The organism is Actinoplanes missouriensis 431 (genome assembly GCF_000284295.1).
Classification (GTDB): domain Bacteria; phylum Actinomycetota; class Actinomycetes; order Mycobacteriales; family Micromonosporaceae; genus Actinoplanes; species Actinoplanes missouriensis.
Genome location: NC_017093.1, coordinates 3,957,802 through 3,971,479, shown reverse-complemented (window position 1 = coordinate 3,971,479; position 13,678 = coordinate 3,957,802). Strand labels below are relative to the sequence as shown.

Sequence of the window (13,678 nt, the reverse complement as noted above, 5' to 3'; positions counted from 1 at the left end):
TATAGACGACGATCGGGCCGGCGCACCGCCGGCCCGATCATGTGCGGGGGAAATCAGCTGGTGGTGACGCCCTCGAGGGCGGGCGCCCGGCCGGTGGTGATCTCGATGCGGCGCGGTTTGGCCGCCTCGGCCACCGGGATCGTCAGGGTGAGGACGCCGTCCTGCCAGGTGGCCGAGATCTTGTCGAGGTCGAGACCCTCGCCCAGCGTGAGACGGCGCTCGAAGGTGCCGGTGACCCGCTCCCTGCGGACCCACTGCACGTCGGCGTCGGTACGCGCGGACCGCTCGGCCCGGATGGTCAGCACCCGGCCGTCGACATCCACCGCCACCGAGCCCGGGTCGATGCCCGCGAGGTCGCAGTGCAGGACGAAGTGGTCGCCGGAGCGGTAGAGGTCCATCGGCATCGCGGTGGCGGCCGCACCCGCGACGGGCGCGCTCAGCATCTGCCCGGCGAGCCGGTCGAAATCACGGAAAGGATCAAACGTCAGCACCACGGATCCACCTCCTCACACACAGCTGCCGGGCCCTCCGACAGCTCTCTGACCTGTGGCGACAAGACATTTTTTAGCACTGTACGGGGGTGAGTGCCAACCGTTTCCTCAAGATTTTCTCGAGGCGGTGCGGAAGCCCGTGTTGCCGGTCGAGGAGTCCGGCGTGTTCGACGATCGGGCGGCGTTGCGGTAGCGGTTGCAGTACGAGTCGTGGCACAGGTAGGAGCCGCCGCGGATCACCCTCGCGGTGCCGTCCGGCGGTCCCTGCGGGTCCTCGACCGGCGCTGCGGCGTAGTACGCCGGCGAGAACCAGTCGGCGACCCACTCCCAGACGTTGCCGACCGGCTGCCACAGGCCGTACCCGTTGGGCTGGAACGTCCGCACCGGGGCGGTCGTGACGAACCCGTCCGCGGCGGTGTTCACGGCCGGGAAGCTGCCCTGCCAGATGTTGAGCGCGTGACCGGCGGCCGGCAGCTCGTCGCCCCACGGGTATCGCCGCGACGGCAGCCCGGCCCGGGCAGCGCACTCCCACTCCGCCTCGGACGGCAGGCGGCGGCCCGCCCACGCGCAGTACGCCTGAGCGTCGTTCCAGCTCACGTGCACGGCCGGGTGGTCGTCGGCGGCCACATCGGAGGGGCCGCCCGGGTGTGCCCAGTCGGCGCCCTCGACGCCCAGCCACCACGGGGTGCCCTGCATCTGGCCGATCACCTGATCGGGGTCGGTCAGCGCGAGGTGGAAGACGGCGGACCAGCCGTACTGCTCGGCGTCCGTGCGGTAACCGGTCGCGGTGACGAAGGACCGGAAGTCGGCGACCGTCACCGACGTGGCGTCGATGGTGAACGCGGGGACGCGGACGTCGTGGACCGGCTGCTCGCCGTCGCCGGGTGCCCCGTCGCCGTGGGCGTCACCCATCGCGAAGGTCTGCGCGGGCACGGAGACCTGCTCGATCCGGTGGTCGCCGGAGCCGGGCGGTGGTGCGGCGACGGGGGTGGACGGCCTTCCGGCCGACGGGGTGCAACAGTCCATACTCGCTAGGATAAGTAGGAATCGTGGCGGGGCTGTCGCCGGGTTGGTTCGGGCGGTTTCTCCGTTTGGCGCTGCTTTTACGCCGGCGTGAGGCAGCGGGCGGACCACGGGGCCGGCCACCACGACGCGCCGCCGGCCGACCAGGACTCGTCCGTCAGGCGGCGCAGCAGGATGCCCTCGCGCAGACCCCACGGGCAGATCCGGGCGCTGCTCTCGCCGAACGCGGTGAGCAGCTCGTAGGCGATGATCGCCCCGGCCAGGATCTGGTGCGCGCGGTGCGGCGACACGCCCGGCAGGCGCTGCCGCTCGGCGCTCGGCAGGCGGGACAGCCGCTCGATCCACTTCCGCAGCGGCTTGCGCTGCACGTGCCGCGACTGACGTGCGCCGTGCCGCATCGGAGCGGCCCCGGTGAGGCGGGCCAGCTGATAGAACGTCCGGGACGCGGCCACCACCGTACGCGGCTCCGGCCAGTCACCGGGCACGATCACCTCGCGGATCTGGTCCCGCACGTGCCGGCGCAGGCGTCGCACCGCGGCACTCGACGGCGGATCCCCGTCGAGCAGGAACTCCCTGGTCATCCGGCCGGCGCCGAGCGGCAGCGACAACGCCGACTCGGGCAGCTGGGCCTTGCCGGACGCGACCTCGAGTGTGCCGCCGCCGATGTCGAGCAGCAGCATCCGCCCCGCCTTCGGACCCAGCCAGCTGCGCGCCGCCAGGAACGTCAGCTCGGCCTCCTCGACCCCGGAGAGCACCCCGAGCCGGATCCCGGACTCACTCTCGATCTGGTCGAGCACCCGATCCCGGTTCGCGCAGTCACGGATCGCCGCCGTCCCGAACGCGAAGATCTCCTCGACGCCGGCCTGCCGCGCGTACTTCGACGCCTCGGCGACCGCGGCAGCGACCCGCGCCCGGCCGTCCGTGTCGATGGTGCCGTCCGGCGCGATGCAGGTGGCGACGCGGGTCCGCAGCTTCCAGGAGTGCACCGTCTTGGCGTCCGGCCCGGAACCACTCCGGCCGACGACGAGGTTGACCGCCTGGGATCCGACGTCGAGCACAGCTATCCGCATCGGCGCCGCCTACCCAAAATCAGTCCACCCTCACCTGGTCAACATGCGAAACGCCTCACACAATCGGTGAGGCGCAGACGCAAGTCTATCCGGCGAGTGAGGCGCTTCCACCCCAGACGTGACGCACCCGCCACACGGTGCCGCCGTCCGACGCCCCGGCCCCTGCCCGGGGCCGCGCTGCGGCCCGGCGTGGCAGGGGGTCGCGGGCGTGCCCCTGCACCGATAGCGAAACTCGCCGGACGGCCCGGCGTGGGCGGAATGGCCGCGCGGCTTCTCGGGGACTTCTGTCACGCGTACCGGAAATGGTTTTATGAGAATTGCGGAACGACCTCTTCGGCGAAGCGGAGCAGTGGCTCGTGGTCGTAGGCCACCCGGGGGAAGTAGACGATGACGTAATCGGCGCCGGCCCCGGCGATCTGCTCGACCTTGCGTTTGATGTCGGCGGTCGTGTCGTTCAGCGTCAGATTCAGGCTGGTCGACTTGTTGATGCGGTCGTAATCGCGGCCGAGATTGTCGCAGTGCCGGCGCAGGACCGCCAGTTTCTGGGCGATCACCTCGGGGTCGCCGTTGCCCAGGTTGCAGCCGTCGGCGTATTGCGCGACCAGTTTGAGCGTCACCTTTTCGCCGCCGCCGCCGAGCCAGAACGACGGATGCGGTTTGCGGACGCCCTTCGGCTCGTTGATGGGCTGGTCGATGTGGTAGTGCTTGCCGGTGAAGACGGGCCGGTCCTCGGTCCACATCTTGTGCACGATCTGCACGGCCTCGCGGAATGCGGCCATCCGCTCGGGGACCTCGGACCAAACGTATCCGTAGGCTTTCCACTCGTGCTCGTACCACCCGGCGCCGAGACCGGCGTAAAGGCGGCCGCGACTTGCCACATCCACGGTGGACGCCATTTTGGCATAGAGCGCCGGGTGCCGATAACCGTTGCAGCCGACCATCTGCCCGATGTTGACGCGGCTGGTGTCGCGGGCCAGCGTGGCGCTGACCGTCCACGCCTCGAACGTGGTGTTCATCGTGGGCTCGGGGAACGTGTGGAAATGGTCGTACACCCACACGGAATCCCACGGGCCGGCGTCGGCGAGTTTCGCCACCTGTGTCATTGCCTCGTACTGCTCGACCGGGTCCGCGATCTCGTCCAGATCGTTGCGCCAGCCCTGGGGGACGAAAACCCCGAAACGCATGCTCATGCTGCCAACCTATCGGACAAGATCGCGGACACCGGCCCGGCGGCTCAACCCCACTCGGCGCACTCCCCCGGTCGGCGCCCGATTCAGCCACGTGTTGACACACATGAGCCATGCGTGGACAACCATGCAGCGGTTGATGGCCCCGGAAGACGCAAGTCACGAGCGCAGGCGCCAGGGCCACGTGGTTTCAGTGCCTCAGAATCTGCAACGCGTCGCCCCAGCTTTCGATGATCGGGGTGAGGACGGGGATCGCGACCTGACTGTCGAAGGCAGCACACGACGTTTCGACACGCTGAAAAGTCGCTCGGATCGCCGATGGGTCACCATCCAGGGTGGCGGTCAGCAAGGCGATCAGTTCCTCGGCGGGCCAGAGGGTAAGGGGGTGCTGGCGGAGTTCCCAGGGAAGGTACTTGTGGTAGGGGCGCACACGTCCTTCCAGCGTGAAGATGACATCCAGGAGCCAAGGGATCGACTCGGCGGCGTCCAAGCGTCGTTCCAGCGAGCGTCCGTCGCGGTCGTTCTTGAGAGTGCGATAGGCGAAATTGAGCCAGCCGTCGAGCCGGTCATGCTCGACGAGAATTGATTCGGCTTCGTCAGCGGTGACCGAGGCTTGCCGATGAAGCGCCGATGCCAATCGCCCTTCGGTGCGATCCAACAGCACCGGGGCCCAAGCGAACGACCAGCGGTACCACCATCCCTCAGTGCCGAATGACGGCACCCGCTCGAGGTCAGAGATCGCAACGATGGTCTCGTCCAGTTCCGCGGAACGGCTCGTCTGGGGCCCACGTCCGCCGGTGTCGGCGAGCACGGTGAAGACATCGAGATCGGACCTCTCCGTCGCCATGCCGCGACCTGCCGAGCCGGACAAGACCAGTCCCACAAAATCCTCTCCGTAGTCCGCTTCGTGGCGACGCACCAAGCCCGCGAGTAGGTCCCGGTGCTCTGAAGAGAGGGTGGATAGCAGCTGCGGGGCATCAGTCCGATCTATCACAGTCGCCACGGTCACCGCCGGAGGCGGACAGCCGCAAGCGATTTGAGCCATGGAGCTGTGCACTCTCCTGGACAGTTCCGCGCGTCCGTGCTCCGAGAGACCTCAGGCGGTGCTAACAGGCGTGGCATCGGAAGTCGCGTATATCTGGCTCCCGAACTCGGTTCTGTCCCACGGAGAGTGATTGATCTTAGTTTGATCGGTCTGTGGGTTGCTTGTTCCTCTGATTGCCAACGGCCAGGAATCGCAGGTGGCAAGGTTGTTGCCGATGCTCACGAAGGTTCTGTTGGACGAACCTCGGCTGTTCGTCACCTATGGGATGGGGTCGGTCTTCAGCGGCGACGAACCGGTCGATTCGGGCGCGGCGTGGCTCGGTCAGGAGAACGGACTCTGCGGTGCCGCGGTTCCGGGGCAACTTGAGTTGCGGATGGCCACGCACACTGGATGGGTTCCGTTACGGGTGGAGCTGCACGATGGCGAACCGCCGGTTGACGATGCCTGGGACGAGATCGTGGAAGCGCTGTTCCGGCCGGCTCACGGAGAGGTTCACCTCGAGATCGGCGACGGTGATCTCTATCGGCTCGCGCTACCGCCCGGCGCCTACATGGTCCGATACAACGTGCGCGGCGTAGACGGCGCTGACGTTTCCGAGGATGCCCCGGACTCCTCGTACCTGCTGCAGTTCTGGCCAGCACCTCTCGCACCGGACCGCATCGTGAAAGAGTCCACCTCATGGGCGGCGTGGCACCACAGGCACCGGCCGGCCGATGGTCACGCACAGGCCGGCGAGGATGACCTGCACGAATGGGATGACGCCGAAGTTGGTGACCGCTGGGGCGACCGCGTGCCGAACAAACGTCTGCGTGAGGTCGAAGGCCTCGCCTTGCCGCTGATTTCGAAGCTGGACATCGACCTTGAGTTCACGCTGTCGCAACTCCCCGACCAGGTGCACCGCCGGGTCGCCGCCTGGGCTTCGTTGCGATGCCTTGAGCAAACTGGATTGATCGACCGGCCTGACTTCGCTCCCGCGGTCGCCGCGCTGCGTCGTGGGGAGCGTGTTCCCGCGCCGTTCGACGAACCCGCCCACATCAACCTGTTGTTTCACCGTTCGCCGCCGGCTCGGACGTCCGTGCCGGTGCCTCCGGACGGTGACTATGAGGAATCGCCGGAGGATTGGGCGGCCAGCACCGTGTTCCGCTCGGCGTTGGACGACTCGCTCGCCGCGGTTCTGGAAGTGCTCGTAGGTCTCGCCTTCGTCTATGGCCGAGACGGATATCAGCAGGCGTTCGCCGATACTCGTGCAGCCTTTCCTGAACTTGCCGAAGGCTAGTCACCCTTCGAAGTCACCGCTCGGGCGTTTAGCTGACGCGGGGCCGGTCCCATCCTGTGTGCGGCAGGGTAGGCGATACCCAGGTTACGTCGGGGCGGAAGTCGCACCATGTGCCGTCGAACGGGAACGCAGCGGCATTGATGTCTCGAGTGACGCAATCGCCTTCGGCCCGGATATCGGCGGCCTGTTCAACGGTCCAGTAGTCGGGATGTCCGGCGCGTTCGAGGTATTCGTGCTCATCTTTCCAGCGCCACTGCCGGTCCGGGGTTACCACGATATCGAGGGCGTGGTCGAACGTGTCGGTGGTCCGGCGGCACAGCCATGGTGTGCCGATCGGCCGCCAGGTCAGCGCCCCTCGCTCGTCATCAGCGATGACCCGCTGCGGCATGACCAAGACGAGTTGTCCGTCGCCGCGGTAGTCCCGATAGAGCAGGTCGTTGCCGCTGGTGAGGGCCATCTGCGCAGAGGCGGCGGTGGTCGGGCATCGCCCCCGGTCGGCTCAGCGGACTCCAGGCCGACCAGATGAGGAAGAAGCTGCTCGACAACGACTCATCGCTCAAGATGGCGGTGCGATGACAACGCGCGGACGGGGCGGTGGAGTGCGCGGACGCGGCGTGGCATGATTTCGATGCCGGGACCGGAAGTTGCAGCGGGCAGCGCCCGGCCGTAAGGAGCGCTCCCATGGCCATGGCCAGGCAACGTGTGACCATCGCGGCCATCGCGGAAGCCGCCGGTGTGTCGGTTCCGACGGTGTCCCGCGTGCTCAACGGTCGCTCCGACGTGTCGCCGCAGACCCGGGAGCTGATCGAGCGGCTTCTCCGCGAGCACGACTATCGGCCCCGCAACTCTCGGCATTCCGGCCGGGCCCGGCTCGTCGACCTGGTCTTCAACGATCTGGACAGCCCGTGGGCGCTCGAGTTGATCCGCGGCGTGGAGGACGTCAGCCACGCGGCCGGGGTCGGCACCGTCGTGTCCCAGGTTCATCACCGGACGACCGCCGCCCGGCAGTGGCTGCAGAACCTGCGGGCGCGCGCGTCGGACGGCGTCATCTTCGTGACCTCGGACGTGGCCGAGCCGATCCACGCCGAGCTGCACCGGCTCAAGGTGCCCGTGGTGATCATCGATCCGGCGGGTGGGGCGGCCGCGGACGTGCCGACGATCGGTGCGACGAACTGGTCCGGCGGGCGGACCGCCACCGATCATCTGCTGTCGCTGGGGCACCGGCGGATCGGGTTCGTCGCCGGGCCGAAGGATCTGCTCTGCAGCCGGGCCCGGCTGGACGGGTACCGCGCGGCCCTGGAGGCGGCCGGGCTGCGGGCCGAGGAGGAGCTGATCGAGACCGGCGACTTCCGGCACGAGTCCGGGTTCGCGGCCGCGAACAAGCTGCTCGGGCTGGAGAACCCGCCGACCGCGATCTTCGCGTCCAGCGACTTGATGGCGCTCGGCGCGTGCGAGGCGGCGCGGCGGCGCGGGCTGCGGGTGCCGGATCAGCTCAGCGTGGTCGGGTTCGACGACCTGCCGGAGTCGCGGTGGGCCTCTCCCCCGCTCACCACGGTCCGGCAGCCGCTCGCTGAGATGGGGGCGCTCGCCGCGCGCACCGTCCTGCGGTTGTCGCGCGGCGAGACCATCGAGACTCCCCGGGTGGAGCTGGTCACCAAGTTGATGGTGCGAGAGAGCACGGCCTCACTTGGAGAAACCCGCGGTTAGACCACTGAGCAGCTGCCGGCGCCCGATGATGTAGAGCGTCAGGATCGGCAGTGTGGTGAGCACAACCGAGGCGAGCACGGCCGGGATGTTCACGCTGTACTGACCCTGGAAACTCCAGAGCGCCAGCGGCAGCGTGCGCTGTTCCGGGGTCTGGGTCAGGATCAGCGGCAGGATGAAGCCGTTCCACACGGTCAGTCCCTGGTAGATGGTGACCGTCACCAGGGCGGGGCGGGTCAGCGGGAAGGCGAGCCGCCACAGTGTGCCCCACTCGGTGGCGCCGTCCATCCGCATCGACTCGAAGAGCTCCTTCGGCACGTCACGGACGAAGTTGCCGAGGACGAGCACGGAGAGCGGGATCGCGAACGCGAGCGACGGCAGGATGATCGCGCCGAGCGTGTCGTACATCTGCAGTTTGATGATGAGCAGGTAGATCGGGATGATCACCGCCTGGAGCGGGATGGCCAGGCCCATCAGGAACAGGCCGTTGACCCCGCGCAGGAACCGGCTCGCCGCGCTGCCGCGGACAATCGCGTACGCCGCCATGAACGACACCAGCACGGCCGGTCCGACCGCCCCGACGGTGACGATCACGCTGTTGACGAAGTACCGGACGAAGTCGTTCTCCAGCACGAACCGGTAGTTCTCCAGCGTCGGGTTCGACGGCGGCACCAGCGGGTTGGTGGCGTAGTAGTCGGACTGCAGCTTGAAGCTGGTGATGACGATCCAGTAGATCGGCAGCAGCACGACGATCAGCCAGAGCCAGCCGCCCAGGCCGCCCAGGTAGTTGTAGTGACGCAGACCGAGGCCGCGCTTCTTCCGGGGGGCGGCACGCTCGGTGCGAGACACGTCCCGTTTGTCCATCAGAGTCGTCATCCTCAGACCCCCTCGAGCTGGCTCGCCGACGCGTCCCGGCCGCCCAGCCGGCGCAGGCCGAGCGCGAGCGCCAGGCCGACGAGGACCAGGATCACCGCGATGGCGCTGGCCGGGCCCATCAGGTCGGCCTTGAAACCGCGCTGGTACATGTCGACGGCCAGCGCCCGGGTCGCGTCGCCGGGGCCGCCGGCGGTGAGCACCCAGATCAGGTCGAAGAACGTCAGCGAGCCGACCACCATCAGCGTCGACGACGTGATGATCGTGTACTTGAGCTGCGGCAGCGTGATGCTGAAGAACTGCCGTACCCGGTTCGCCCCGTCAATCTGGGCGGCCTCGTACATCGACGCCGGGATCTGCCGGATGCCGCCCTGGTAGATCAGCGTGTGGAACGGGATGAACTGCCAGGACACCACGAACACCACGACGCAGAGCGCCAGCGTGCTGTCACCGAGCCAGTCCTGCTGGAGGAACTCGAACCCGAGGCCGGCGCCGAGACCGAAGTTCGGGTCCAGCAGCGCCTTGTAGGTGATCGAGATGGCGGCCTGGCTGAGCAGCAGCGGGATGAAGAAGAGCACGGCGAGCACCGACCGGTACCGCTTCTGTGCGGCGATGAAGACGCCGAGCAGCAGCGAGATCGGCGTCTGGAACAGCCAGGAGAGCGCCATGATCAGGAAGGTGACCCAGAGGGCGTGCGGCAGCTGCGGGTCGCTGAGCACGGTGCGCCAGCTGTCCAGGCCGGTGAACGGGATGTCCTGGCTCAGCCGGTTCCACGAGGTGAAGCTCAGGAGCAGAACACCGATCAGGGGTACGACCCCGAACGCCACGAACGCGACCACGGCCGGCCACGCCATCCAGGTGACGGAACCGCTCCGCCCGCCGCTGGACGCGGCAGGCGGAGCGGTGTGCACTACGGGCGGAGCGATCGTCATTTGCCGATGACCTGGTTCATGTTGTCGGCGAACTGCTGCGGGGAGATCTGCATCTGGAACAGCTTCGCGATGTTGTCGAGTAGCGTCTCGGCGGCCGTCGGGCTCAGCGCCTGGTCCCAGGACTGGCCGAAGTACTTCGCGTTGCTGGACACCTGGTAGATGAAGTTCAGGAAGTCCTTGTCCGGCGAGGCGGCGAGCTTGGCGTCCGCGCCCTTGACGATCGGCACGCCACCGGTCTCGATCCAGCCCTGCTGCTCGGTGTCGTCGAGGAGGCTCTTGAAGAAGTTCTTCGCGGTCTCCTTCTGCGCGTCACTGGCCTTCGAGTAGATCGAGAGGAACTGGCCGGCGTTGCCGACGGTGTTGCTCGGGTCGCCGGTGCCGCCCTCGACGGTCGGGAAGCTCATGTAGCCGAGCTTGCCGTCCTTGATGAAGCTGCCGCCCTCGGCCGAGATGATGCCGTAGGACCAGGAGCCGTGCAGCATCATGGCCGCCTTGCCCCGGTAGAGCAGCGCCTGGTCGGCGTTGGAGTCGGCGGTGATCGAGGAGAAGCCCTTGACGAAGCCGTTCGCCTTGATCAGGTTCTGGATCTCGGTGAGGCCCTTGAGCGACGCCGGGTTGTTCCACGCGTTGGCCTCGCCGTCGAAGACGGCCTGGAACACCTCGGGTCCGCCGATGCGGTCGAAGAGGAACTCCAGCCACATCATGTTGGTCCAGCGGGACTGGCCGCCGAGCGAGAACGGCGCGACGCCGGCCGCGTTCAGCTTCGGCACCAGCTCCATCACCTGGCCCCAGGTCTCCGGCGGGGTGAGCTTGTTCTTCTCGAAGACCTCTTTGTTGTAGAACATGACGATCGGCTGGACCGTCTCGCACGGCATCGCGTAGATCTTGTCGTTGATCGTGGCCGGGCCGAACGAGGCCGGGAAGAGCCGGTCCTTGACCGCGGCGTTCTGCGCGAACCAGTCGGTGAGGTCGTCGACCTGGTTGTTGTCGACGTAGCTCTTGAGGCCGCCGCCGCCCCAGCCCCAGATGATGCTGGGGGCCTGGCCGGCGCCGAGCGCGGTCTTCAGCTTGTCCTTGTAGGCGTCGTTCTGGAACGTGGTGACCTTGATCTGGCCGCCGGAGTTCGCCTTGTTGAACCGGTCGACCGCGCCCTGGCGGATCGGCTCACCGGGTGGGCCGCTGAGGAACCAGTAGCTCGCCTCGGCGCCGGAACCGGTGCCGGTGGTGCTCTCGGAGGGACCGGAACTGCCACACGCGGCGAGGGCGGCACCCGCCGCGGCTCCGGCGGAGAGGGTCAAGAAATTCCTGCGTTTCACGCTGGTCTCCGTATTCGAAGAAGCCGCGTCGGGGCACGGCTGGCGATATGGCGATGGCGGGCGCCGATTTCTCCGAACCGGTTAAGTTTCGAAAGTTTCGGGTACCCGCCGCAACTTGACGCGAGGTTTCGTTAACGTAGGGTTTCGCCGTCACAGGTGTCAAGACCCTTGCCGTAACAGTGCTCACAGCGCGAGAGTAGGCATCGTCGGCGCACCGTCGAAAGCCGCGGCAGGACCCCCGCGCCGCTGAACCGCAGAAACTGAAAGTTTCGGAGGATTTCCTTGACAACAGATCAGCCGAATCAGCCCTGGCGCGACCCTGGGCTCCCGATAGCCCAGCGTGTGGAGTTGCTGCTCGCGGAGATGAGCCTGGAAGAAAAAGTTGCGCAACTCGGCAGCCGCTGGCTCGGCAAGGACAAAGGTGCCACCGGAGCGGCCGGCCCGGAACCGGAAACGAATCACAATGTGGCACCGATGGAGGACGAGTTCTCGACCGGAGCCGCCCTCGAGGACGCGAGCCGGCACGGTCTCGGTCACCTCACCCGCGTCTACGGCAGCTACCCGGTGACCGTCGCCGAGGGCGCCGCCGAACTGGTCCGCCAGCAGCGGATCGTGATGGCCTCGTCCCGGCTCGGCATCCCGGCGATCGTCCACGAGGAGTGCCTCACCGGTTTCACCGCGCACGGCGCCACCGTCTATCCGTCGGCCACCGCGTGGGGAGCGACGTTCGACCCGGACCTGATCGAGCGGATGGCCGCGGCGATCGGGCGGGACATGGCGGCGCTCGGCGTCCAGCAGGGACTCTCCCCGGTGCTCGACGTGGTCCGCGACTACCGCTGGGGCCGGGTCGAGGAGGCGATCGGCGAGGACCCGTACCTGGTGTCGCTGGTCGGCGCCGCCTACGTGCGCGGCCTGCAGAGCGCCGGGGTGATCGCCACGCTGAAGCACTTCGCCGGATACAGCGCCTCCCGCGGCGCCCGCAACCACGGCCCGGTGCCGATGGGCCGCCGCGAGCTGCTCGACGTGATCCTGCCGCCGTTCGAGACCGCGATCGCCCCGGTCAGCCGCAACGGTGGCGGCGCCGGCTCGGTGATGAACTCCTACTCCGACATCGACGGCGTGCCGGCCGGCGCCGACCCGTGGCTGCTCACCGACCTGCTGCGCGACGAGTGGGGCTTCACCGGCACGGTCGTCTCGGACTACTGGGCGGTCCCGTTCCTGGCGATGAACCACGGGATCGCCGCGGACGCCGGCGGCGCCGGCGTCCGCGCGCTCGAGGCGGGCATCGACGTGGAGCTTCCGGACACCATCGGTTACGGCGACGAGCTCATTTCCCGGGTACGGTCCGGCGAGGTCCCCGAGAGTCTGGTCGACCGCGCCGCCCGCCGCCTGCTCACCCAGAAGGCGGAGCTGGGCCTGCTCGACGCGGACTGGACGCCGGAGGCCGCCGTGGCCGGCGCGTCCACCGTCGACCTGGACTCGGCCGCCAACCGCGCGCTCGCCCGGGACATCGCCGAACGCTCGATCGTGCTGCTCGACCCGGGCACGGTGCTGCCGCTCGCCATGCCCACCGAGACCGCAATGCCCACCGGGACCGCAATGCCCACCAAGACCGCAATGCCCGCCCGGATCGCCGTGGTCGGCCCGTGCGCGGACGACGCCCGTACCCTCCTGGGCTGCTATGCCTTTCCCAACCACGTCCTGCCGCGCTATCCGGGGGTGGACGCGGGCATCGCGCTGCCCACCCCGCGCGAGGCGATGGAGGCCGAGTTCGGCGCCGGCGCCATCGTGTACGCGGCCGGCTGTCACGTCAGCGACCCGGACCGTTCCGGTTTCGCCGGGGCGGTGGCCGCGGCCGAGGAGACCGACGTGACGGTGGCCTTCGTCGGTGACCTGGCCGGGCTGTTCGGCGCGGGCACCTCCGGCGAGGGCTGCGACGCCGCGGACCTGCGACTGCCCGGCGTGCAGTCCGAGCTGCTCGGCGCGCTGCTCGCCACCGGCAAGCCGGTCGTCGTGGTGGTGGTCTCCGGCCGGCCGTACGCGCTCGGTGAGGTCGCCGGTCGCGCGGCCGCGCTGGTCCAGGCGTTCATGCCGGGCGAGGAGGGCGCCGCCGCGATCGCCGGGGTGCTCTCCGGCCGGGTCCAGCCCAGCGGCAAGCTCCCGGTGCAGATCCCCCGGCACCCGGGCGGGCAGCCGGGCACCTACCTGCAGCCGCGCCTCGGCGTGGTGCACACCGGCACCAGCAACCTGGACCCGACGCCGCTGTTCCCGTTCGGTCACGGCCGCTCCTACACCACGTTCACGGTGGACGATCTGCGGCTCAGCGAGGCGCGGGTGCCGACCGACGGCGCGTTCACCGCGACCGTGCGGGTCACCAACACCGGGGACCGGGCCGGGGCCGAGGTGGTCCAGCTCTACCTCACCGACCCGGTCGCCGAGGTCACCCGTCCGGTGAAACAGCTGACCGGCTTCCAGCGGGTCGAGCTGGCGCCGGGCGCGGCCGCCGACGTGGTGTTCACCGTGCACACCGACCGCACCGCGTTCACCGGCGCCCGGATGCGGCGCATCGTGGAACCCGGTGAGCTGCGGATTTCCGTCGGCGTCTCGGCCGGCGAGCTGCCCTGCGCGGGATCCGTCGAGCTCACCGGCGCGATCCGCGAGGCCGGACCGGGGCGGCAGCTGATCACCGGGGCGGAGGTGCGTCCCGCTGATTCGTGACGGGTTGCCGCATCGCGCGGACCACGGTGAACACTAGGCTTTC

General features: G+C 68.5%; 12 protein-coding genes. 3 read left to right on the top strand and 9 right to left on the bottom strand.

All coding sequences use genetic code 11. The features are described 5' to 3' along the window. Positions 1 to 53: 53 nt before the first annotated feature. The 5 genes from AMIS_RS18635 to AMIS_RS18615 form a co-directional block, all read right to left on the bottom strand. Positions 54 to 494 carry an Hsp20/alpha crystallin family protein gene (locus AMIS_RS18635; RefSeq protein WP_014443899.1) on the bottom strand — a complete coding sequence of 147 codons (441 nt, stop codon included), beginning with the start codon at positions 492 to 494 and terminating at the stop codon, positions 54 to 56. A gap of 105 nt (positions 495 to 599) precedes the next feature. Continuing rightward, a complete protein-coding gene (locus AMIS_RS18630; RefSeq protein ID WP_014443898.1) occupies positions 600 to 1,517 on the bottom strand; it encodes a formylglycine-generating enzyme family protein in 918 nt (305 codons plus the stop codon). A gap of 77 nt (positions 1,518 to 1,594) precedes the next feature. Then, complete coding sequence (locus AMIS_RS18625; RefSeq protein ID WP_014443897.1) at positions 1,595 to 2,584, bottom strand: Ppx/GppA phosphatase family protein; 990 nt, start codon at positions 2,582 to 2,584, stop codon at positions 1,595 to 1,597. 308 nt (positions 2,585 to 2,892) lie between these two features. Continuing rightward, positions 2,893 to 3,774 carry an LLM class F420-dependent oxidoreductase gene (locus tag AMIS_RS18620; protein ID WP_014443896.1) on the bottom strand — a complete coding sequence of 294 codons (882 nt, stop codon included), beginning with the start codon at positions 3,772 to 3,774 and terminating at the stop codon, positions 2,893 to 2,895. Between the two features lie 187 nt (positions 3,775 to 3,961). After that, entirely contained in the window at positions 3,962 to 4,654 is a 693-nt protein-coding gene (locus AMIS_RS18615; protein ID WP_157434926.1) for a tropomyosin, read from the bottom strand. A 376-nt stretch (positions 4,655 to 5,030) separates the two neighbouring features. Here AMIS_RS18615 and AMIS_RS40650 point away from each other — a divergent pair, with 376 nt between their 5' ends. Beyond that, on the top strand, positions 5,031 to 6,092 hold the full coding sequence (locus AMIS_RS40650) for a hypothetical protein (RefSeq protein WP_014443894.1): 1,062 nt from the start codon (positions 5,031 to 5,033) through the stop codon (positions 6,090 to 6,092). Positions 6,093 to 6,120: 28 nt separating this feature from the next. Here AMIS_RS40650 and AMIS_RS40645 read toward each other — a convergent pair whose 3' ends face one another. Next, positions 6,121 to 6,549 (bottom strand): DUF402 domain-containing protein, encoded by a 429-nt coding sequence (locus tag AMIS_RS40645; protein WP_014443893.1) that lies wholly within the window; start codon positions 6,547 to 6,549, stop codon positions 6,121 to 6,123. A gap of 230 nt (positions 6,550 to 6,779) precedes the next feature. Between AMIS_RS40645 and AMIS_RS18600 the strand changes: the two genes are divergently transcribed. Further along, complete coding sequence (locus AMIS_RS18600) at positions 6,780 to 7,799, top strand: LacI family DNA-binding transcriptional regulator (RefSeq protein ID WP_014443892.1); 1,020 nt, start codon at positions 6,780 to 6,782, stop codon at positions 7,797 to 7,799. Here AMIS_RS18600 and AMIS_RS18595 read toward each other — a convergent pair. From AMIS_RS18595 to AMIS_RS18585, 3 genes are read right to left on the bottom strand one after another with little or no spacing between them, the layout of a single operon-like run. Next, positions 7,776 to 8,672 (bottom strand): carbohydrate ABC transporter permease, encoded by an 897-nt coding sequence (locus AMIS_RS18595; protein ID WP_014443891.1) that lies wholly within the window; start codon positions 8,670 to 8,672, stop codon positions 7,776 to 7,778. The two genes, AMIS_RS18600 and AMIS_RS18595, sit on opposite strands and share 24 nt — an antisense overlap. Before the next feature lie 2 nt (positions 8,673 to 8,674). Beyond that, positions 8,675 to 9,601: a carbohydrate ABC transporter permease gene (locus AMIS_RS18590; protein ID WP_014443890.1), complete on the bottom strand. Its 927-nt coding sequence runs from the start codon at positions 9,599 to 9,601 to the stop codon at positions 8,675 to 8,677. Further along, complete coding sequence (locus tag AMIS_RS18585; protein WP_014443889.1) at positions 9,598 to 10,917, bottom strand: extracellular solute-binding protein; 1,320 nt, start codon at positions 10,915 to 10,917, stop codon at positions 9,598 to 9,600. Before AMIS_RS18585 ends, AMIS_RS18590 begins: the two co-directional genes overlap by 4 nt. A 342-nt stretch (positions 10,918 to 11,259) precedes the next feature. Between AMIS_RS18585 and AMIS_RS18580 the strand changes: the two genes are divergently transcribed. Beyond that, positions 11,260 to 13,635 (top strand): glycoside hydrolase family 3 N-terminal domain-containing protein, encoded by a 2,376-nt coding sequence (locus AMIS_RS18580; protein WP_231859340.1) that lies wholly within the window; start codon positions 11,260 to 11,262, stop codon positions 13,633 to 13,635. Positions 13,636 to 13,678 lie beyond the last annotated feature (43 nt).

Coding starts and splice junctions, on each gene's coding strand:
- AMIS_RS18630 (WP_014443898.1), bottom strand. CDS start 1,517: ATGGACTGTTGCACCCCGTCGGCCGGAAGGCCGTCCACCCCCGTCGCC.
- AMIS_RS18625 (WP_014443897.1), bottom strand. CDS start 2,584: ATGCGGATAGCTGTGCTCGACGTCGGATCCCAGGCGGTCAACCTCGTC.
- AMIS_RS18620 (WP_014443896.1), bottom strand. CDS start 3,774: ATGAGCATGCGTTTCGGGGTTTTCGTCCCCCAGGGCTGGCGCAACGAT.
- AMIS_RS40650 (WP_014443894.1), top strand. CDS start 5,031: ATGCTCACGAAGGTTCTGTTGGACGAACCTCGGCTGTTCGTCACCTAT.
- AMIS_RS40645 (WP_014443893.1), bottom strand. CDS start 6,549: ATGGCCCTCACCAGCGGCAACGACCTGCTCTATCGGGACTACCGCGGC.
- AMIS_RS18600 (WP_014443892.1), top strand. CDS start 6,780: ATGGCCAGGCAACGTGTGACCATCGCGGCCATCGCGGAAGCCGCCGGT.
- AMIS_RS18595 (WP_014443891.1), bottom strand. CDS start 8,672: ATGACGACTCTGATGGACAAACGGGACGTGTCTCGCACCGAGCGTGCC.
- AMIS_RS18590 (WP_014443890.1), bottom strand. CDS start 9,601: ATGACGATCGCTCCGCCCGTAGTGCACACCGCTCCGCCTGCCGCGTCC.